This window comes from Roseibium sp. AWQ4_290, from assembly GCF_056160985.1.
In genome coordinates this window covers 54,505-74,723 of the sequence record NZ_JBSWYG010000012.1, presented here as the reverse complement: position 1 = coordinate 74,723, position 20,219 = coordinate 54,505, and the positions used below count along the sequence as shown (strand labels likewise).

The following is a 20,219-nucleotide window of genomic DNA, read 5'->3' as shown; positions in this document are numbered from 1 at the left end:
TGGAGAAAGATAGATCTTATTTTTTCTTTCTCTATAAAAAATTTGTCTATTTCTCATATTGTTATGCAAAAAAGAGAGAAATGTCATTCCTGTGTAAATCTGTATTTAAGGTGTTTGCTGTGTCTTGGAAATGTCAAATATTTGAACGTCGGCCGAGCCGGGCGCTAGGCCTCTGAATAAGACACTGATGCTGGTCACAAGGTAGGACATGTTCGTTCGTTTTCTCATCTTCTGGATTGCCTGGAGCTGCGCCAGCATGGCCCAAGCTGGTGACTTTCGGGTGACGTTCATCAATCCGGGGGGCACCAGCGGCTTTTGGGGCGATGTCTCTGCCACAATGGCTGCAGCTGCGGACGATCTGAACGTGGATCTGGAGATTCTGAATGCTGATCGCCGGACCTACGGCATGGAAACCCTACTGTCGCAGCGGCTGAAGCAGGGCAATCCTCCCGACTATTTTATTCTGGTGAATGAGTATGAAGTCGGGGCAAGGCTTCTCCAGCAACTGGAGGGTACGCCGAGCAAGGTTCTGTTTCTGCTCAACAAACTGAGCCCGAAACAGCGGGTCATTCTGGACAGGCGGAAGGTGGATCTGCGCCGGATCATCGCTGCAATCGATCCTGACAATGAGACCGCCGGTTATGAAATGGCGATGTCTCTTTTTAAGCAGGAGCGGCTTCTGCACCCCGAAGGGGCGGATATTCACCTCTTGGCTCTGACCGGCGACACGCAAACGCCGGCCGGCCTGTTCCGGTCGACGGGCATGCAGCGGGCCGTTGCTGACAGTCCGGACGTGACCCTGATGCATTCGATCCCCGTGAACTGGAGCGAACAGGTGGCCTATGCGCGCACCCGCGCGATTCTCAAAAAGCGGAAGGTCGATGCGGTCTGGGCGGCGAGCGACGCAGTTGCCCTTGGCGCGAGCCGGGCAGCGGCCGAAATGGGTCTTGCTGTGGGAAAGGATATTTTCTTTGCCGGTCTCAATTGGTCAAAGCGGGGGATGGACGCCGTGAAGCGCGGTGAGATGACCATGTCTCATGGCGGGCATTTCTTTGCCGGGGCCTGGGCCATTGTGCTGCTGCGTGATCATTTTTTCCGGCCTTATGACAGCGAAATCTATGTGAATGTGCGCTTCAAGATGCAGCCGATCACGCCTGACAATGTTGCGCTCTATCTGGACCGGCTCGGGGACGGGGACTGGAGCAAGCTTGACTACCGCAGCTTTAGCAAAACACTGACAGGCCGCAGCAACTACGATTTTTCTGCAGAAGCTATTTTGAATGCTGCGTCAATTAACTGATTGGCCGAACTGAATTGCCTGTTGAAGCCCTGCGGAGCGCGCTGGCGTGGATCTGCGATCATAAGTAGCTGAAATTCAATCTGTTCAACTCCTTCTCTGCCGCTGTATAGGATAGGATGCGGTCCTCGGGCCGGAAGATTCCAGAGAGAGGTTGAGCGGACATGAGCAGCAAGTCTAGTGCGGGTGGTGCCTATAATCCGGCTGATGAAGGGGCGCAAATGGCCTTTGCGGACAAGATGTCTTATGGCGACTATCTTGGCCTGCCGCAGATTTTGAGTGCGCAAAACACCTTGTCGGAGGCACCTGACGAGCTGCTGTTTATTATTCAGCATCAGACATCAGAGCTTTGGATGAAGCTGATGCTGCATGAGCTGGATGGCGCCAGAACGTCGATCCAGCAGGATCATATGCCCGAAGCGATGAAGCTTCTGGCCCGGGTCAGCCGCATCATGGAACAGCTCAATTCCGCGTGGGATGTTCTGCGCACTATGACGCCAAGCGACTATACACAGTTCCGCGATGCGCTGGGCCAGTCCTCTGGCTTTCAGTCGCTGCAATACCGCCTGATCGAATATGCGCTTGGCAACCGCAATCTGGCCATGACCAGACCGCATGAACATGATGCGCAGAGCGCGGCCATGCTGGACAAGGAGCTGAACACCTTGAGCCTCTATCAGGTGGTGCTCGCCTTTGCCCGCCGTCAGGGACTGCCCGTGCCAGACGGCGTGACAGCCGCTCCGGCGTCGGCGCCGCATACGGATGTGCCGGAAATCCGGGAGCTTTGGCAGACTGTCTACCAGGAGCCTGGCCGCTACTGGGCCCTTTACGAGGTCGGCGAAAAACTGGTCGATCTGGAGGATTATTTCCGGCGCTGGCGCTTCAATCACGTGACCACGGTGGAGCGGGTGATCGGCTTCAAGCGCGGCACCGGCGGCACGGGCGGGGTTTCCTATCTCAAGCGCATGCTGGAGGTGGAGCTGTTTCCCGAACTCTGGCATGTCAGGACCGAGCTTTAGAGCGGCCTCTGGTGGCTCGTACCGGCCCGCCGGACGGCGTTGTGCTGCTTGACCGGCCAAACAGGCCGTCCGGCGTAACGCGTCTTGCCGGCAAACCGGAACGTGCCGTCAGATGGGTTCCTGTTCGTTGCGGTTGGTATTACTCCCTTGAAACTGCAACGGCCTTTCTCTTCAATTGACGGTTTCCCAACTCAGCCAGTGCCGCTAAGGTAATCGGCGGAAGTCTTCGTCAGAAAGGCTCCGGTTCGTTTTGAAGAGGGGAATTTTCAATGTTGAACAGACTTGCTGCAACAGCAGGTGTGCTTGCCTTGCTGTCCGGCGCGGCTCTGGCCGAACCTTTGAAGGTGGGAATGATCACGACGCTGTCCGGCGGTGGCGCCGGGCTCGGGATCGATGTGCGTGACGGTTTTCTGCTGGCAGTGAAACAGGCTGGAAACAAGGATCTTGAGGTCATCGTGGAAGATGACCAGCGCAAGCCCGATATCGCCGTGCAGCTGGCTGACAAGATGATCCAGTCGGAAAAGGTGGATGTGCTGACCGGAATCATCTGGTCGAACCTGGCCATGGCCGTGGTGCCGTCGGTGACCGCCCAGGGCAAGTTCTATCTGTCGCCGAATGCAGGCCCGTCCGCGCTGGCAGGCAAAGGCTGCCATCCGAATTATTTCAATGTGGCATGGCAGAATGACAACCTGCACGAGGCCGCCGGGGCCTATGCCAAGGAGGCGGGCTTCAAGAAAAGCTTCCTTCTGGCGCCCAACTACCCGGCTGGCAAGGACGCTCTGACCGGCTACAAACGCACCTATGACGGCGCCCTGGCAGGCGAGATCTACACCAAGCTGGGGCAGACCGATTATGCCGCTGAGTTGGCGCAGATCCGGGCCTCGGATGCGGACAGCGTGTTCTTCTTCCTGCCGGGCGGCATGGGTATCTCCTTTCTGAAGCAATATGCGGACAGCGGCATTGATCTGCCGGTGGTCGGGCCAGCCTTCTCCTTTGATCAGGGCATCCTGCAGGCGGTTGGGGATGCGGCGCTGGGTGTGAAAAACACCAGCCAGTGGAACAAGGACCTGGACAATCCGGCGAACAAGGCCTTCGTGGCGGCGTTCCAGAAAGAATATGGCCGGCTGCCGTCGCTCTACGCTTCCCAGGGCTATGACACGGCCAATCTGCTCTTGTCGGCCATGGCCAAGGCGGATGTGAAAGATGACGATGCCTTCCGTGCTGCGCTGGAAGCGGCGGATTTCCCATCGACCCGGGGGGCGTTCAAATTCGGCCCGAACCACCATCCGGTGCAGGATATTTATGTGCGTGAGGTGATCAAGGAAGGTGATGTCTACACCAACAAGATCATCGGCACGGCGCTGACAGAGCATGCTGATGCCTATGCGGCCGAGTGCAAGATGTAGGCGGTTCTTGCCGGTTGATCTGGCTGTTTGATGTGAGCGATGCCGGACCCGGTTCCCGGCTGCCCCGCGCGGTTCGCGCGGGGCATTTTGTTTCTGGAGCGTGCTGCGTTCATCCGGATTCAAGCTGATTTGTCTTTTGCGTTTTAGGTTTTGAGGTCAGCCTGCGGGAGGCAATCCACTCAAACGCGATTTGCCCGGAAGGCCGGGGCGTATTTGCAGGTGCAATATTTTCGTTTTGCACTGCAAACGAAACCATATCGGTAAAAAAATTAAAACGATTTGAAAGAACCGAAACTGAATTTCGCGCTAGGGATATTGTCAAATTTGTGCCACACTAAATATAGTGGAGGGCGTTCATGGCAGGTATTTTGCGCTGGTGAATGAACGGCTTTGGTTTCATAAATTTATAAAAATCAATAACTTACTTTTCATTTCGACACCCTGATCTATCTACTAAAAAATTAGTTTGACTTCGTGGCAGGGCTGTGTCCAAGTAAACGCGGCCCGTTAAAATGGCCTAGATATTCTCATGGGAGGAGAAACAGATGCGTAAGTATCTACTCTCCGCAGTTGCAGCCGGTGCTGTACTTGCGGGAGCAGGATCTGCTTTTGCCGACGAAGCAGCGGCGAAAAAGTGGATCGACCAGGAATTTCAGCCCTCTGTCCTGAGTAAGGATGAACAGCTTGCCGAGATGCAGTGGTTCATCAAGGCGGCTGAACCGTTCAACGGCATGGAAATCAATGTGCTGTCGGAAGGTATTCCGACCCATTCCTACGAGTCGGAAGTTCTGGCCAAGGCATTTGAGGAAATCACCGGCATCAAGGTGAACCATCAGATCCTCGGCGAAGGAGAGGTCGTTCAGGCCGTTCAGACCCAAATGCAGACCGGGCGCAATCTCTATGATGCCTATGTCAATGACAGTGACCTGATCGGCACCCATTCCCGCCTGCAGCTGGCCTATAACCTGACTGACTGGATGGCAGGCAACGGCAAGGATGTGACCAATCCGGGCCTGGATCTGGATGACTTTATGGGCACCCAGTTCACCACCGGTCCGGACGGAGATCTCTACCAGCTTCCCGACCAGCAATTTGCCAACCTTTACTGGTTCCGCAAGGACTGGTTCGACCGGGAAGACCTGAAGAAGGCCTTCAAGGACAAATACGGCTATGATCTCGGTGTGCCGGTCAACTGGTCCGCCTATGAGGACATTGCCGAGTTCTTCAGCAACGATGTGAAGGAAGTTGACGGCGTCACGATCTACGGGCACATGGATTACGGCAAGCGCGCACCGGATCTCGGCTGGCGGATGACCGATGCCTGGCTGTCTATGGCCGGTGCCGGCGACAAGGGTGAGCCGAACGGCGTTCCGGTCGACGAGTGGGGCATCCGTATGGAGAAAGGCACCTGCAACCCGGTGGGCGCATCCGTCTCCCGCGGCGGGGCGGCCAATGGTCCGGCGGCTGTCTATGCGATCCGCAAATGGGACGAATGGCTGCGCAACTATGCGCCTCCGGGTGCGGCCAGCTTTGACTTCTACCAGTCCCTGCCAGCGCTCAGCCAGGGCAATGTCGCCCAGCAGATCTTCTGGTACACCGCTTTCACCGCCGATATGGTGAAGCCGAAGTCGGAAGGCAACAACACCGTGGATGATGAGGGCACTCCGCTGTGGCGGATGGCACCGAGCCCTCATGGTCCCTACTGGGAAGAGGGCCAGAAGGTCGGGTACCAGGATGTGGGCTCCTGGACGATCCTGAAGTCTACTCCGGAAGACCGGGCGAAGGCAGCCTGGCTGTATGCCCAGTTCGTTGTCTCCAAAACCGTCGATACCAAGAAGAGCCATGTGGGTCTGACCTTTATCCGGGACAGCACCGTCAATCATGAGTCCTTCAGCGAGCGGGCACCGAAACTTGGTGGTCTGGTCGAATTCTACCGCTCGCCCGACCGGGTGGCCTGGTCTCCGACCGGTGTCAACGTGCCGGATTATCCGAAGCTGGCCCAGATCTGGTGGCAGCAGATCGGTGACGTGAACTCCGGGGCCTTCACCCCGCAGGAAGCCATGGACCGTCTGGCCGAGGAAATGGACATTGTCATGGCCCGCATGCAGCAGGCTGATGAACGGGCAAATGTCTATGGCGGCTGTGGACCGCGTCTCAACGAGCCGCAGGATCCGGAAGTGTGGCTGTCCAAGCCGGGCGCGCCGAAGGCCAAGCTGGCCAATGAGAAGCCGCAGGGTGAGACCGTGAACTACGACGATCTCGTGGCCCGCTGGTCCCAGAACTGAGGCTGGCAACACCAGATCCGAAACCGGGCCGGGGGCTTTCCCCGGCCTGGCAGGGCCTTCAAACCGGCTATCTGTCTTTCAGGCCGCTTTCCTGAGCGAGATTCCGGTTAATAGGCGAAAAAGCACGTGAAAACAAAAGATTAGAGTCTTTGGAGCGGATCCGGCGGATCGCGACAGACTCTGGTGGTGTGCCAAAGGGCTGTTAAAACCCATGTCTCTTCAACTGAACAACGTCAGCAAGCGCGTGCAGGGCATCACCCATGTCAAGCCCACCAGCCTGACGCTGCACCCCGGCCACTTCAACGTTCTGCTTGGAGAAACAGGTGCGGGCAAGACTTCGCTGATCAAGCTGATGGCTGGCCTCGACAGCCTGGCCTCCGGACAGATCCTGTTGAACGGCAAGGATGTCTCGAAGCTTTCGGCGCAAAAGCGCAACATCAGCCTGGTGCACCAGTTTTTTGTCAACTACCCGCATATGTCGGTGTTCGACAATATTGCCTCGCCGCTAAAAGTTGCCGGCGTGGCCAGGTCGGAAATCGAGGGCCGGGTCGAAGAAGCCGCCGCGCTGATGAAGCTGAAGCCGTATCTCGGCCGCAAGCCCCATGAACTGTCCGGTGGTCAGCAGCAGCGCACGGCACTGGCCCGGGCGATCGTGAAGGAAAGCGATGCGGTGTTCCTCGACGAGCCGCTGGCCAATCTTGACTACAAGCTGCGCGAGGAGCTGCGCGACCAGCTGCCGGACCTGTTTGCCGGGCGCGGTGCGGTGGTGGTCTATGCGACCTCAGAGCCCGAAGAAGCCCTGCTGTTGGGCGGCCAGACCGCGCTGATGAGTGGCGGTCACGTGGTCCAGTTCGGTCCGACAGCGGAGATCTACCGCCAGCCGAAAGATCTGGAGGCGGCCAAAGTGTTTTCAAATCCGCCCATCAACACCGCTGCCGTGCGGCTTCAAGGCGGTAAGGTTCATTTGGGCGATACCGTCAGCTGGAACGCGCAAGGGGCGGCGGCAGGTCTGTCCGATGGCCCCTATACGCTGGCCATCCGGCCCAACCACGTCATGCCGGTGGAAACCCCGGCCCATAGCGTGCGCTTGGACGGGCATGTTCAGGTGACCGAGCTGAGCGGCTCGGAAAGCAGCGCCCATTTCGACATGGACGGCCAGTCCTGGGTGTCTTTGTCGGCCGGTGTGCATCCCTATTCCGTTGGTGAAGTCCATTCCTTCTATCTGGACCCGAGCCATTGTTTCTTTTTTGCGCCTGACGGCGAACTGGCTGCCTGAGGAAGACTGTCATGGCTCAAATCACCCTGTCCGGCTTGCGTCACAGCTATCGTCCCGATCCCCGGGAGGCGGCAGACTACGCGCTGAAGCAAATCGACCTGACCTGGGAAGATGGCGGCGCCTATGCGCTGCTCGGCCCGTCCGGCTGCGGCAAATCCACCTTGCTCAACATCATTTCCGGGTTGCTGGTGCCCTCTGAGGGCAGCATTCTGTTTGACGGTGAGGAAGTGACGGCGCTGCCGCCCGCCTGGCGCAACATTGCACAGGTGTTCCAGTTCCCGGTCATTTACGACACGATGACGGTCTATGACAATCTCGCTTTTCCCTTGCGGAATCGGGGCCGGGACGAGGCAACGGTCAAGGAGCGGGTGACCGCCATTGCCGAGATGCTGGAAGTCACCGAGATGCTGACCACGCGTGCGTCGAACCTGTCGCCTGACAACAAGCAGAAGATCTCCATGGGCCGGGGCCTGGTGCGCCAGGACGTGAATGTTGTCATGTTCGATGAGCCGCTGACGGTGATTGATCCGCATCTGAAATGGAAACTGCGCTCCAAGCTGAAAGAGCTGCACCAGCGGGTCAAGGCCACCATGATCTATGTGACTCACGACCAGACCGAGGCGCTGACCTTTGCGGATCAGGTGGTGGTGATGCAGGACGGCGAGATCGTCCAGATCGGCACGCCGATTGATCTGTTTGAGCGGCCCGCCCATACGTTTGTCGGCCATTTCATCGGCTCGCCGGGCATGAATGTGCTGCCCTGTGAGGTCCGCGGGGACAGCGCATTTTTTGCCGGCAGCCAGGTCCTCCTGGAAGGACCGGTCCTGCCCGGCAGTACCGGCTTGCCGGAAATCGGCATCCGGCCGGAATTCGTCACCGTGTCGGCGGATGGTACAGGTCTGGAGGCAAGGGTGCGCAAGGTCGCCGATGTCGGCCGGCACAAGGTTGTTGAGGCCATGGCAGGGGACAACCGCATCCACGCGATCCTGGAAGGGGAGGCACCCAATCAGGGCGATGCAGTGCATCTGGCCTTCAAGCCATCCCAGACCCGGCTCTACAAAGACGGCTGGCTGGCCACAACGCCAGGGGAGGGCGTTCAGTGAAAACCCAAAATCAACGCGCCTGGCTGTTCGTCACACCAGTGCTTCTTCTGGTCGCCTTCAACGCGCTCATCCCGATGATGACCGTGGTGAATTACTCCGTTCAGGAAACCTTTGGCGACAACCTGTTTTTCTGGCAGGGACTCGACTGGTTCGAGCAGGTGCTGCGGTCCGAACGCTTTCACGATGCGCTGGGGCGCCAGTTCCTGTTCACCTTCCTGATCCTGATCATCGAGGTGCCGCTCGGCATTGCCATCGCGCTGGCCATGCCGCGCAAGGGGCCGTTCGTGCCCTTCTGCCTGGTGACCATGGCCCTGCCGATGCTGATCCCATGGAACGTGGTCGGTGCCATGTGGAACATCTTCACCCTGCCGGATATCGGCCTGCTTGGCTATTTCATGAACCATACGCTGGGCATTTCTTATGACATGACCCAGGACCCGGTGGCGGCCTGGGTGACGATCATTGTCATGGATGTCTGGCACTGGACGTCGCTGGTGGTGCTTCTGGCCTATGCGGGACTGGTGTCCATTCCCAATGCCTATTATCAGGCGGCGGAAATTGACGGGGCGTCCAACTGGGCCATCTTCCGCTTCATTCAGCTGCCGAAAATGAAAACGGTGCTGACCATCGCCATTCTGCTGCGCTTCATGGACAGCTTCAACATCTATACCGAGCCGTTCGTTCTGACCGGTGGCGGACCGGGCAATTCCACCACATTGCTGTCCATCGATCTGGTGAAAATTGCTCTCGGTCAGTTCGACCTCGGCCCGGCAGCTGCCATGTCACTCATCTATTTCGCCATCACGCTTCTGGCCTCCTGGCTGTTCTACACGCTGATGACGAAAAACGATAACAAGTCCTGAGGAGAACCGTCATGCGACTGAAAAGCCTGGTTCCCGCGCTCTATATTCTCTTCCTGATGCTGCCGATCTACTGGCTCGTCGCGATGAGTTTCAAGACCACCAACGAGATCCTGGCCGGGTTCTCCCTGTTTCCGCAGACCTGGACCCTGGCCAACTATATCGAGATCTTCACCGACCCGACCTGGTATTGGGGTTATATCAACTCCATCTTCTATGTGACCTTGAACACGGTGATCTCCGTTCTGGTGGCGCTGCCAGCAGCCTATGCCTTCTCCCGCTACACCTTTGTGGGCGACAAGCATCTGTTCTTTTGGCTTTTGACCAACCGGATGGCCCCGGCTGCCGTCTTTGCGCTGCCGTTCTTCCAGCTCTATTCGGCGGTGGGCCTGTTCGATACCCATATCGCCGTCGCTCTGGCCCATTGCCTCTTCAACGTGCCGCTGGCGGTGTGGATACTGGAAGGTTTCATGTCGGGCGTGCCCAAGGAACTGGACGAGACCGCCTATGTGGACGGCTATTCCTTCCCGCGCTTCTTCATGACCATCTTCCTGCCCGCGATCAAGTCCGGCGTCGGAGTCGCGGCCTTCTTCTGCTTCATGTTCTCCTGGGTGGAACTTCTTCTTGCCAAGACGCTGACCGCTGTCGAAGCCAAACCCATTGCCGCCGTCATGACCCGGACCGCGTCCTCCGCGGGCTATGAACTCGGGCTACTGGCGGCCGCCGGGACCTTGACCATCATTCCCGGGGCCATCGTCATCTATTTTGTCCGTAATTATATTGCTAAGGGCTTTGCCCTGGGGAGGGTGTGATGCTGGGATGGATGGCCTGGACCTTGCCGACGGCACTTTTGTTTGCCGGAATCTTTTCTGCAATCGGTCTGCTTACGTTTCTGGAAATTTGCTATCCGGGCGGGGCCGCTCGCCGCGGGGTCCTGGGGTTGACCACAACACGGGGGGACCGGCTGTTCATCACGCTGCTTGGCACCGCCTATATCTTTCTGGCCTGGCTGGGGCTGGTGGGCAATCCGCTTTGGTGGCCCCTGGCGCTCAGCATCGGCTGGGGCACCTTCTGCTTCTGGAAAGTCTGACAGGATGCGCGGGGATGTCTTCCTGACTGTCAAGCCGCCGGTGTTTTCACAAGTGATGGCGATCCGTCAGGCGCTGCAGGAAACGGAAAGTCGCTGGTAATTTCAAAACGGTCATGCATGAATAGACTGAAGGGCGCGCACTGGTTTGATCCGTTTGAAAAAACCGGTGAGGGCTCTTGCCACATCCAAACTGCAAGCGGCACAGGGCTGTAATGAGAAAGCGTAAAAGCAACGAGTTTCTGACGGAAGTCGAACTGGAGTTCATGACCGAACTCTGGAAGCTTGGCGAAGGCTCCGTACGGGATATTCTTGCCGCGCTGCCCCAGGACAGACAGCTTGCCTACACGTCCTGCGCCACCATCATGCGGATTCTGGATGAAAAAGGCTTCGTGGACAGCCGCAAGGAAGGCAAAACATTCATCTATAGCCCCCGGCTGACCAAGGATACGTACCAGTCCCGGTCTTTGAGAAATCTGTCTGACAAATTGTTCGATGGCACGCCTGCATCCCTCGTGGCCCGGCTTGTCGATGAATACCAATTGTCAGAGGCCGATCTGGACGAAATGAGAGCGTTGCTGGACAGGAGGAGGACAGATGACGCTACTTGACCCGATTTTTGAAATCTATCTCGACCTGAATATTACCCTGGCCATCGCGGCCCTGGTATGGCTGACCGCAAAACTGGGTCTGGCGCGCTTCGGGAGACGGCTCGCCTTTACCTATCAGCTCGGTCTTTTGAACGGGCTGTTTGCCATTGTGGTTCTGTCACCGGCCGCCGTGGCGCTCTGTCAGTTCCTGCAGGCGGCGCAGATTGCGCCGGCTGCCCTGTCGGTCAATCTGGCCGACTATGCCGTTTCGCAATATTTGCGCGGTGGCATCGCTCTTCCTGCGGAAGACTTCCAGGCTATGCTCGGCGTGCGCAGCCGCCTGACAGACCAGATTGTGGGCTTTGCGCCGGGCGCCGGGCAGGCTATTGCCCTGTTTCTGGCGGTGGGCTTTGCGTTCTTTGCACTCCGGTTTTCCATCAGTTTCCGGCGTTTGCGCCGGGTTCTGTCCAGCTGTCATGCCTGGCACCGGGCCGGACGGCTGCATCTGCTGCTGTCCGACCGGGCGCTTGTGCCGTTTTCCGCGCGCGGACTTGTCCGCCACTATGTGGTGATCCCATCCGACCTGCTGGGCCGCCCGGAGGACTTGAAGCTGGTGCTGAAACACGAATTTCAGCATGTGCGTCAGGGGGATGTGACCTGGGAGATCGGGCTGGAACTGCTGCGCCCATTCTTTTTCTGGAATCCGTTCTTCTTCTTCTGGAAGTCGGAAGTTGAGCGCCTGCGGGAGCTGGCCTGTGACCAGAAGGTGGCTGAAGACGTTCAGGTGGATCTGCGCGCCTATTGCCTGTGCCTGCTGCATGCGGCACAGGCGGGCCTGAGGCGGCGCCAGAACCAGCTTGTCCCGGAGCGAGCCGGCTCTATGGCCGCCGTGGCGCTTCTGGAAGTGCAGGACCGGCTGCTGCGGCGCTCGCCTGCGCACAAGCTGCGCCGGCGTCTGGAGGCGCTTCTGGAAACGGACCGGTTGCGGCCCCATTGGAGCCTGGTCGGCCTTGCCGTGCTGCCCATGACCGCCCTGGTGTTTGTGGCGGCCCTGTCGATCCAGAAACCGGCGGACTGGAGCCAGGACCGGATCATGCTGTCGACCATCGTCAATCTGGAACGGCTGCAGACGATCAATTCCTTCGGACAACGCCCGCTGCGGTAACAGCTGGCTGCGAAGACCCGTACAAGATGCGCTCCGCCTTGAGGCCGGGTGCGGGCAGCGTGCGTGTTGTGCCTGCCTATTTGACCTTGAGCTTGCCGCTGTCTTTTTTGTCCTGGCTGTCATTGGTCCAGGTGATGCGCAGGTCCAGGCGGGACTGGCCGTCTTCCATCGTGGCTGTCACACGCAGGTTCATGAGCCCGTTGGGTTCCAGGGTGATCTCGCCCGTGTCATCGCCGAATTGCAGCTCGCCCTTGGCGATGCCGCGCTTGACCGCATCCAGCATTTTCTGGATCGATTTTTTGTCCTGCATGGATTGATGCCGGAACCGGCCCTTGCGTTCCATCATCGTGTAAGCCCGTGCTGGTTCAGGATCTCTGCCGGGTTGAACAGCTTGGCATGGGGGTAGTCCCGGCTGATGCCGATGATGTTGCCGTCCGGATGAATGATCGTTGCTCCCGTTCCGATGCCGTCCAGACCTTCCGATCTCCTGGAGTGCCGGTCAAGAGTAACATCCGCTTCCAAATGCAAAAGCCCTTGTTTTGCTGTCAGTTCCTGGCCTGCATGGCGGTTCACATGGCCCTGAACCAGCATCTTGATCCCGGCCAGATGCAGCTCTTCCACGCCCCGGTCCGTCAGGGGATGATCGACGTCCCGGTATTTTGTGCGCACCAGATTGGCCATGGTGCCGGAATAGAACACAAACGGGTCCTTGCGGCTTTCCTTCCGAAAGCGCCGGTTCACATAGGCAATGCCCTTGGCGGAGATCTGCCCGGCCATGCTGTCGTCAATGCCGGCATGGACAAACAGCAGGGAGCCGCTCTGGTGCACGGCCTTCATGCTCTGGAAAAACCAGGCATAGCGGCCGCCGGGCTCGATGAAGAGGGTCCTGCAGGCAAGGGCGGCCGCATAGAGTTCGCGGATCGTGAGGCCAACCTCCCGGGCATGCTCTGCAAAGCCCGCTGTCTTTTTCTTCAGCCGCTTCATTTCCTTGCGGACGGCTGCCTCGTTCAGGTAGCGCTCTGCGGCCTTGGGAAACTCCTTTGTCCACTTTTTGCCGGGTACCATCAGGGCAAGACAGGCGTTCTCATCCGGCAGGGCACTCAGATCCGCGTCCCGGCCCACATGCCGGTCAAAGACCTCACGCAGGAGCGGCATGACCTTCTTGCCCATGCGCACGAACATATGAGCGTTGAGGGAGCTGCGTTTCACGGTAAGGGATTCCAGGCCGAGAAAAAGGCGCAGGTCATGGTTCCCGGCCAGAAGCACCGTGTCCGCTCCCTGTTTCATGAGTGCTGCGACACAGTCGAGCAGATCCAGGTTGCTGGGGCCCTTGTCCAGGCAATCGCCGCCAATGATGATCTGGCAGCGTCTGCCAAAGGCGGTCAGCGCGAAGGTGTCCAGTTCCGGCCCGGTACGCATGATCGCCCGTGCCGCCACAAGGGAGCGGAGCAGGCTTTCGGCATCCGCATGAAGGTCGGAAATGAAGATGACCGGTTTGTCCGGCCAGTCCCAGGGGCCAAGCGCGTTGACCCGGGCCAGGCTGGACAGCAGATCCGGCGCGGGCACTCCGTCTGAGGCCGTTCGCCCGGCCTCTGCCTTCAGTGGCCAGGGGACCAGGCTTTCGGGAATGCCGAGCCCGTCTGCCACACCGGGGGCAATGGGAGGGAGGAAAGGGGTCAGGGGCCTTTGGGTCATGGGTGTTTCCATCCGTCTTCGTCAGTCGAGGGCGGGGTCCAGCGGGCGGCGGTCTTTCCACGCGCCGGCATGGTGGTGCCAGATGGGGCCAGGGCTGCGTTTCAGCACCACGGGCCGGGCGTGGTGCATGCTCAGTCGGGCAATGTCGTCAAAGGCGAGCACTCCGAGATGGTGGGCCGCATGGCGCAGGGACGCACCATGGCCCACAAAGATCTGGGCCGTTGCGCCACTTGCCGCGCCGTCCGGGAGGGCGGACAGGTTCTTGTCAAGAAGGGATGCCACTCGTTCGCCTGCCTCCATCAGGCTTTCCGCCCCCTGAACGGGCAGCCTGTAATGGCTGTCGGATTTCCAGTTGCCCGGCGGCGGCGGATAACGCGGGTCGTCGTCGAGGATCTGGACAATGTCCTGCAGGCTCAGATTGGCCATTGCGCCAACGCTGCGTTCCGCCAGGGTTTCGTCTTCGCTCACCTGAAACGCTGTTCCGGTGGCCTCCCCAAGGGCCCTTGCCACCAGGGTGGCGGTTTCCCAGGCCCTGAGCTGCCGGGAGCAGATAATCTCAGCGGAGAGTTGCCAGCCATGGGCCTTGGCAAGATCCGCCAGCTCCCGCCCGGCGCTTTCGGCCTGATGGCGGCCGGCCTCGGTCAGCCCATAAGGCTGCAGCGCGCTCGGGGTGTCCGGCTTTTGCCGGTACGCTCCATGGCGCAGCAGGATAGCGAAGCGGTCCGTCATGGGCCCCGTCATCGGTCAAGCCGCTCCCAGAAGGCTTGCGCCTGCATCAAAAAGGGCATCGAAATCGATCTGTCCGGTCACTTCCCAGACCTTGATGCCGTCAAGGGCTGAAAGATACGCGGCCTCATCCAGCGGTGAGCTGTCCGTCCAGAAAGTGCCGTCAGGGGTCTGGAAGAATGGGCCGGGGCTTTTCATGATCGCCGCGAGAAGGTCAGGGCGCCCGCTCAGGGAAACGGCGGTCAACTGTGTGGGGGCAAGACTGTCCCGGGACCAGTTCAGCACCCAGAAATCAGTGAGCTGCGCGTCATGGGAAATGCGGCCGGGACCATAAATGTCCTCAATGAAGAGGTCGTATTTCTCTTCCAGGTGCCAGAGGTCATCCGGCTCCATGTTGAGCAGTTCCTCTTCCCGTTCTTCATCCAGAAGACCGGTAAGGCGGGCATTGGTGACGATCGTGCCCGGATTGATGCGCGGCAGTTTGGGAATGCCAAGCGCGTCGGTCCCGTCGAGGCCCTTGCGCACCAGCAGGCGGTCATTGGTCACATATTGAGTTCCAGCCAGTTCCATCAGGCGCAGCATGGTGGTGGATTTGCCACCGCCCGACAGGCCGGAAATCGCGAGGCCCTTGTCCGGCGTCCGTACAGCGGCAGCGTGGCAGGCCACCCAGCCATCCCGCTGAAACCGGTTCAGGATCTGGGTGTTGACGAAATTGATGACCTGGTTCGGATAGTCTTCCGACGGGCCGAAGGCGATGGTCCAGGCAGGGGACTGCAGGAACTGCATTCCTGTGCGGACTTTGAGAACCAGGCGCCCATGGGCGAGATCGCAGATCGCGTCCTTGCGCCCTGTCTTGCCCGGCTCTCGGGCCCAGTCCCGATAGTCGACCGTAAAGGGGAGTTCGGCCGGCCCCAGCGCATAGACGGTCATGTCGGGCCGTGCCGGTTCGGTGATCACATGTTGGAAATAGCGCAGCAATTCGGCCAGAAGCTTGTCCGACGTGCAGCGGATTTCCAGAATGTAGCCACCGACGGCCAGACAGACCGGATCGGAGGCGCTGGTGGCCCTGACCGGTGCCAGAGCATCGGCAATGTCCTGAACGTCTATTCCGCTCATGTGCTGACCCCCGCAATCACATGGTCCGCGTAAAGGCTGGCTGCATCGATGGAGGCCCCCTCCTGGGCGCCCTTGAACCCACCGAACGCGGACACTTCAAAGACAATCGGCCCGTCATCAGTCAGGCCGACATCAACCGTGGTGAAATCCAGCTGGAACGGGGCTTGCGCCCGGGTGGCCAGATCGATCAGATCCTGATCCGGCGCGAACGGTTCATATTTGCCCCCATGCAGGATGGTGGTGTTCCAGCTGTCGGTCTGGGCCACCCGGGCATAGGTGCCAAGATACTTGCCGCCCAGAAACACCATGCCCAGATCCCGGCCGGACAGGTTGACCTTCTTCTGCAGATACATCACCGGATTGTCCGCCTTGAACGCGGCAATCTTCTCCTTTAAGAGAGCGTCGCCCATTTCCGCATCCATCAGCGTCATGCCCCGGGCCTTGGTCGAGAACAGGGGTTTGAAGACGGCGCCGCCAAACCGTTTGACGGCGGCAAGCGCTTCCCCTTCATGCTCCGTGACACAGGTGGCCGGCATGGGAATGCCCGCATTGGCAAGGGTCACGGTGCAGCTGAGCCGGTTGACGAGGCCGAGAATGGACGCAGTTCTGGAAAACACCCGGACGCCCGCCCCTTCAGCCACCCGCAGCAGTTCCAGCCGGTCCAGCGTTGCCGGGCTGTATTCCTGGCTGATTTTCTTCACCACCAGCCCATCCAGCGCGCACAGGTCCTGGCCGCCTGCCATAAGGGTGCGCCGGTCTAGGTGCAGGGCCGCGTCGGCCATGTCGACCACGCAGCGGAAGCCGGTGCGGCTTTCCAACGCGTCGGCAAGAACTTCGGTGGACCATTTGCCGGGAATGCCAATGACGCCGATTTTCAGGTCAGTCAACGAAGATCTCCTTCATGTGCAGACGGAAAGCGGCCTCGTGTCCGGGCGGGCAGGCGACGGCCCGTTCGATCAGGTAACGGGCCCGCAGCCACATTCGCCGGGCGTGCAGTTTGTCGAAAATGAAACGGGTGGAGGTGGCAAAGGAGCGGGCAAGTCCGAGGGCCAGCCGGTATTCGAATGTGGCATCCTCCTGTTTGCGCGCAAAGGCCTTGGCGGATTTGTAAAAAGCCTGGGACACCAGCATGATGCGGTGCCGGGTCTCCCGGTCCAGCACCTGCAGCCGGTAGTTGGAGACCATGAACACCGAAACATCCTGCACATAATCCATATAGCGGGAGCGGTGAAGGTCGATGAAATGAACCCGGTTTTCGCCTGGGTCATAGATGATGTTGTCGACGTTGAAATCGCCGTGAATATAGACCGAGAAAGGTGCTGACACTGCCGCTTCACGCTCGGACGCCCGTCCGATCAGGGCATCGAGGGACGGCAGCTTTTCGCCGGAAAACCGGATGGCCGTGTCCTTGAACTCCGGATGCACCCGGCGCACTTCGCCAAGCCGTTTGGCCAGTTGCTGCATGCTGCCAAGCTCGGCCGGCTTTTTGGTCTTGGTCTGTTTCCAGACATCCTTCAGCGTGCCGGAAAGACACGTGAGGGCCTTTCCGCACAGCTCTTCGGACTCGTTCAGTACGATATGTTCAAATGTCAGGCCGGGAAGATGCTCAATGAGCAGCGCAGCCGATTGGTTGCGCTTTTCATATGAGAGGATTTTCGGCGCCAGCCCGGGATAGATCGCATGCCAGCTTTCCACGCCCTCGCGTTCTTCCTTGACCTTGCTTTTCTCCCCGTCCTTGAAGACGGCGGCGACCGCTTGGGTCTTCTTGTCCTTGATTGCGGAGATCGAGCTGCCCGACCGGGTTTCGGCGATTGTCTCCACCTTGAGATCACCACCTGCGCCGTCCAGGTCCGACATCAGGCTTTGCAGGGCGAAATAGCGCTCCAGATTGACGGGTTGGCCGATATTGGCGGAAATCAGCGCTTCGCTGATCGATTTCAAGCAATCGCCCATGCGCTGGAATTCGCTAGCCACAAGCAGGCTGTTGGCTATGTCGGAGGGTTGAAGCGCCGCGTTGCGCATTTCCTTGGTGTAGGCCTTGAACAGCTTGCGGTAGTCGGCCTCGATCTTTTTCTGCAACTCGCCGATTTCGATGGCTTCTTCGCTGTCATTGCCGAAGAACGCCGTCTCGATCTTGCCAACACCTTTGCGCACGGAGCGGACCAGGGCGGGATAGCGCTCAGGCAACAGGGTCCCGAATGTGTCGATGCGCTCCACATGGCGCAGGGACTGGCGGGCCTGATTGGCCAGCCGCTGCAGATCCGTTGCGATAAATTCCAGGCTGCGCAACGTCAGGTGCTTGCGGTTGTTCTTCCTTGTGGAGGCCAGCTGACGCAGGCAGGCGCCGTGAATACGCGTCTTCAGATTATGCGCATAGCCTGCCCTGTCCATGATTCGCCGGGCACGGACCGTTGTCGGCTCCTGGAAGAAAGCCTCCAGCTGCAGCATCTGTCCGTCGATTTCAGCGCACAGAAAGTGGAGGTTTTCCCGGATGGATTTTGGCAAACTAGTCATTGCATGATCCGAGATAGACTTCGAGGACCCGCCTACAGCCAAGTGAAAACAGTTTTGTGACATAGGCGGGACGCAGCTGTTGAGCGTTTTCCGTGCCGATCCATACGGTGCCGGTCTGATGGGGGTCGGGTTGAGGCCCCAGTGTGGGGGCATAGCTGTCGGGCACCGAACAGGCAAAGACCAGATCCAGCTGATGCTGCCAGTCCTCGCTCTGAGGTTTTTCGCGATAGATTTCAGCAACATGAAGCAGTGGGCCAACAGAGACCTCCGCACCGATCTCTTCCCTGCACTCCCGTTTGAGTGTGTCTTCCAGGCTCTCGCCGGGCTCCTGTTTGCCGCCGGGCAGCGTATAGTAGCGACCTTTGGCAGGATGCTGTTTTTCCTGAACCAATAAACTTTGCCCACTCAGGATAAACGCTCTTGGTGTGGAGCGGATGACCGGTCTGAACGCCCGGTGATTCGACTGTTCCGTGCTGTGTGCCATGCCGCGCTGTCCCCCAAGATACACTGGCGTGAAAGGACGCTTTCAGGAAAGCCGGACGTTCAGCTCCAAACGTGCCCGTCCCTGTCCCTGTCCCTGTCAAGGGCGCATGTTAAATGAGTCGCTTCGTGAGGCTAGAGCTTCGTGCGATCAGTCTGCACCATTTGACCGGATCTGCTTTGTCTGCTGAGGAAGCGGATCGCGCGCCTTGGTGTTTCCCACCACAAGTGCGATCCAACGATGTCAGCGGGCAAAGCAGACCGGCTCCTCGGGTGATGGAAAGCAGCCCATCGGCAGCGTTGCGTCGCTTGCCCTATACGTCGCATCGCGCTGCGCGAAGCGCCTTGCCGAAGGATCTGCTTTCCAGCATCAAATGGTGCAAACTTAGCGCACGAGGCTCTAGCCTATAGATGACGTCATGTTTCTCCGGATTTGCCTGTCGTGGCCTGACATCACAGAAGTCAACGCAACAGAGAAAGCAGTTTGAAACCGGCTGAACGTGATGCGATTTAAGTCCTTGATTTCATGAGTGATCATATCACGAAACGCCTGGAAAGCCACCAGGTCCGGAGGCTTGATCGAGTTTAACCCTTAAATATCCAGTTCCACAGTCCGGCTGTCACTGGATGGATCGACCTTGTTGCGCAGGGTCTCCAGTGAGCGCATGCGGGCCTGCGCCCGGTCCGGATTGGCGCGGGTGACCCCGGCAATCAGGAGTTCGGCGATGGCCATCAGCGCAAGCGAAGAATCCCAGGGGGAGGGCACGGCAACCCGGGCAGGCAGGACAAAACTGGCGATCCGGCCGACCGGGGACATCCAGCTGTCCGTGATCAGGGCCACGGTAGCGCCCTGTTTGGCGGCGCCTTCGGCAAACTGGATGATCTCGGTCTGGTAGCGGCGGATATCGAAAATGAGCACCACATCCTTCGGCCCCATGCCCAGAAGCTGGTCGATCCAGTTGCCCTGTTGCCCGGCCACATGGTTGACGCCGGAGCGCACGATGCGCAGGTGGGCGGCCATATAGCGTGCCAAGCCGTCGGTGAAGCGGCCGCCGATCAGATGGACCGTCTTCTTTTCGTCAGCCAGAAGCTTCGCCAGTCCGTCCAGTTCGCCCTTGGGCAGATGCTCGAATGTTTCGCGCAGATTATCCAGAAGCTGGCTCACATGGGGATCGCCGCTGGTTTCCTCCGCCATGGCCGCGCTGCGGGCCAGCGGCGAGTTCAGCTGGCTTTCCAGCTCGCTGCGCAGCTTCTTCTGGAACTCGGCAAAGCCGGGAATGCCCAGGCGGCTGATGAAGCGCAGGATCGTCGGTGAGCTGACACCGGCTGCTTCGGCAAATTGGGCAACTGTCCCAAGGCCCTGCATGGGGTAATTCGCCATCAGTGCATGGGCCGCCTTTTTTTCCGTAGCGGTGAACTCGTCCAGACGGTCGCGGATGTCTTCCAGAAGCGGGCGTTCCATGGCTGGCCTATCGGTGTTTCTGGCAATGCCTTTTTATTTGACAGCGGTCTCAATCTGCGTATCAAATATTACAGATATCGGTTGCTACAAAAAATCTGTAACAAACATTACAGGCAGCCAAGCTGAAATAGCAAGGGG

Annotated in this window: 19 protein-coding genes; 11 read left to right on the top strand and 8 right to left on the bottom strand. The window is 59.1% G+C overall.

Annotated elements, in window-relative coordinates; genetic code table 11:
- The first annotated feature begins 208 nt into the window (after positions 1-208).
- The 11 genes from ACXAH0_RS13620 (at position 209) to ACXAH0_RS13570 (ending at position 12,088) form a co-directional block, all read left to right on the top strand.
- Complete coding sequence (locus ACXAH0_RS13620; protein WP_475179532.1) at positions 209-1,300, top strand: ABC transporter substrate-binding protein; 1,092 nt, start codon at positions 209-211, stop codon at positions 1,298-1,300.
- Between the two features lie 161 nt (positions 1,301-1,461).
- Positions 1,462-2,316 carry a tryptophan 2,3-dioxygenase gene (locus ACXAH0_RS13615; protein ID WP_475192064.1) on the top strand — a complete coding sequence of 285 codons (855 nt, stop codon included), beginning with the start codon at positions 1,462-1,464 and terminating at the stop codon, positions 2,314-2,316.
- Between the two features lie 269 nt (positions 2,317-2,585).
- The gene (locus tag ACXAH0_RS13610; protein ID WP_475192060.1) at positions 2,586-3,722 is read left to right on the top strand and encodes an ABC transporter substrate-binding protein; all 1,137 of its coding nucleotides are present in this window, start codon (positions 2,586-2,588) and stop codon (positions 3,720-3,722) included.
- Positions 3,723-4,267: 545 nt separating this feature from the next.
- Positions 4,268-6,007, top strand: coding sequence for an ABC transporter substrate-binding protein (locus ACXAH0_RS13605; RefSeq protein WP_475179513.1), 1,740 nt, complete (start codon positions 4,268-4,270; stop codon positions 6,005-6,007).
- Between the two features lie 211 nt (positions 6,008-6,218).
- A complete protein-coding gene (locus tag ACXAH0_RS13600; RefSeq protein WP_475179506.1) occupies positions 6,219-7,283 on the top strand; it encodes an ABC transporter ATP-binding protein in 1,065 nt (354 codons plus the stop codon).
- 11 nt (positions 7,284-7,294) lie between these two features.
- Positions 7,295-8,386, top strand: a complete 1,092-nt coding sequence (locus ACXAH0_RS13595; RefSeq protein ID WP_475192054.1) for an ABC transporter ATP-binding protein — start codon at positions 7,295-7,297, stop codon at positions 8,384-8,386.
- On the top strand, positions 8,383-9,249 hold the full coding sequence (locus ACXAH0_RS13590; RefSeq protein WP_475192050.1) for a carbohydrate ABC transporter permease: 867 nt from the start codon (positions 8,383-8,385) through the stop codon (positions 9,247-9,249). Before ACXAH0_RS13595 ends, ACXAH0_RS13590 begins: the two co-directional genes overlap by 4 nt.
- An 11-nt stretch (positions 9,250-9,260) precedes the next feature.
- Positions 9,261-10,058 carry a carbohydrate ABC transporter permease gene (locus tag ACXAH0_RS13585; RefSeq protein ID WP_475192048.1) on the top strand — a complete coding sequence of 266 codons (798 nt, stop codon included), beginning with the start codon at positions 9,261-9,263 and terminating at the stop codon, positions 10,056-10,058.
- Entirely contained in the window at positions 10,058-10,336 is a 279-nt protein-coding gene (locus ACXAH0_RS13580) for a DUF2160 domain-containing protein (RefSeq protein WP_475179478.1), read from the top strand. Before ACXAH0_RS13585 ends, ACXAH0_RS13580 begins: the two co-directional genes overlap by 1 nt.
- 212 nt (positions 10,337-10,548) lie before the next feature.
- Positions 10,549-10,944: a BlaI/MecI/CopY family transcriptional regulator gene (locus tag ACXAH0_RS13575; protein WP_475179472.1), complete on the top strand. Its 396-nt coding sequence runs from the start codon at positions 10,549-10,551 to the stop codon at positions 10,942-10,944.
- Positions 10,931-12,088, top strand: a complete 1,158-nt coding sequence (locus tag ACXAH0_RS13570; protein WP_475192045.1) for a M56 family metallopeptidase — start codon at positions 10,931-10,933, stop codon at positions 12,086-12,088. The genes ACXAH0_RS13575 and ACXAH0_RS13570 overlap by 14 nt, the downstream gene beginning before the upstream one ends.
- Before the next feature lie 76 nt (positions 12,089-12,164).
- On the opposite strand, the gene ACXAH0_RS13565 is transcribed toward ACXAH0_RS13570, so the two are convergent.
- The 8 genes from ACXAH0_RS13565 to ACXAH0_RS13530 form a co-directional block, all read right to left on the bottom strand.
- A complete protein-coding gene (locus ACXAH0_RS13565; protein ID WP_475179458.1) occupies positions 12,165-12,434 on the bottom strand; it encodes an amphi-Trp domain-containing protein in 270 nt (89 codons plus the stop codon).
- Positions 12,431-13,783 carry a metallophosphoesterase family protein gene (locus ACXAH0_RS13560; RefSeq protein WP_475192041.1) on the bottom strand — a complete coding sequence of 451 codons (1,353 nt, stop codon included), beginning with the start codon at positions 13,781-13,783 and terminating at the stop codon, positions 12,431-12,433. The genes ACXAH0_RS13565 and ACXAH0_RS13560 overlap by 4 nt, the downstream gene beginning before the upstream one ends.
- Before the next feature lie 21 nt (positions 13,784-13,804).
- Positions 13,805-14,512: a histidine phosphatase family protein gene (locus ACXAH0_RS13555; protein ID WP_475192038.1), complete on the bottom strand. Its 708-nt coding sequence runs from the start codon at positions 14,510-14,512 to the stop codon at positions 13,805-13,807.
- Between the two features lie 15 nt (positions 14,513-14,527).
- Positions 14,528-15,625 carry an HprK-related kinase B gene (locus ACXAH0_RS13550; RefSeq protein WP_475192032.1) on the bottom strand — a complete coding sequence of 366 codons (1,098 nt, stop codon included), beginning with the start codon at positions 15,623-15,625 and terminating at the stop codon, positions 14,528-14,530.
- Complete coding sequence (locus ACXAH0_RS13545) at positions 15,622-16,512, bottom strand: GAK system ATP-grasp enzyme (RefSeq protein WP_475192028.1); 891 nt, start codon at positions 16,510-16,512, stop codon at positions 15,622-15,624. The genes ACXAH0_RS13550 and ACXAH0_RS13545 overlap by 4 nt, the downstream gene beginning before the upstream one ends.
- Positions 16,505-18,139, bottom strand: a complete 1,635-nt coding sequence (locus tag ACXAH0_RS13540) for a PhoU domain-containing protein (RefSeq protein WP_475192023.1) — start codon at positions 18,137-18,139, stop codon at positions 16,505-16,507. The genes ACXAH0_RS13545 and ACXAH0_RS13540 overlap by 8 nt, the downstream gene beginning before the upstream one ends.
- Positions 18,132-18,623, bottom strand: a complete 492-nt coding sequence (locus ACXAH0_RS13535) for an NUDIX domain-containing protein (protein WP_475192017.1) — start codon at positions 18,621-18,623, stop codon at positions 18,132-18,134. The genes ACXAH0_RS13540 and ACXAH0_RS13535 overlap by 8 nt, the downstream gene beginning before the upstream one ends.
- 588 nt (positions 18,624-19,211) lie before the next feature.
- Positions 19,212-20,081 (bottom strand): MurR/RpiR family transcriptional regulator, encoded by an 870-nt coding sequence (locus tag ACXAH0_RS13530; protein WP_475192012.1) that lies wholly within the window; start codon positions 20,079-20,081, stop codon positions 19,212-19,214.
- Between the last annotated feature and the right edge of the window lie 138 nt (positions 20,082-20,219).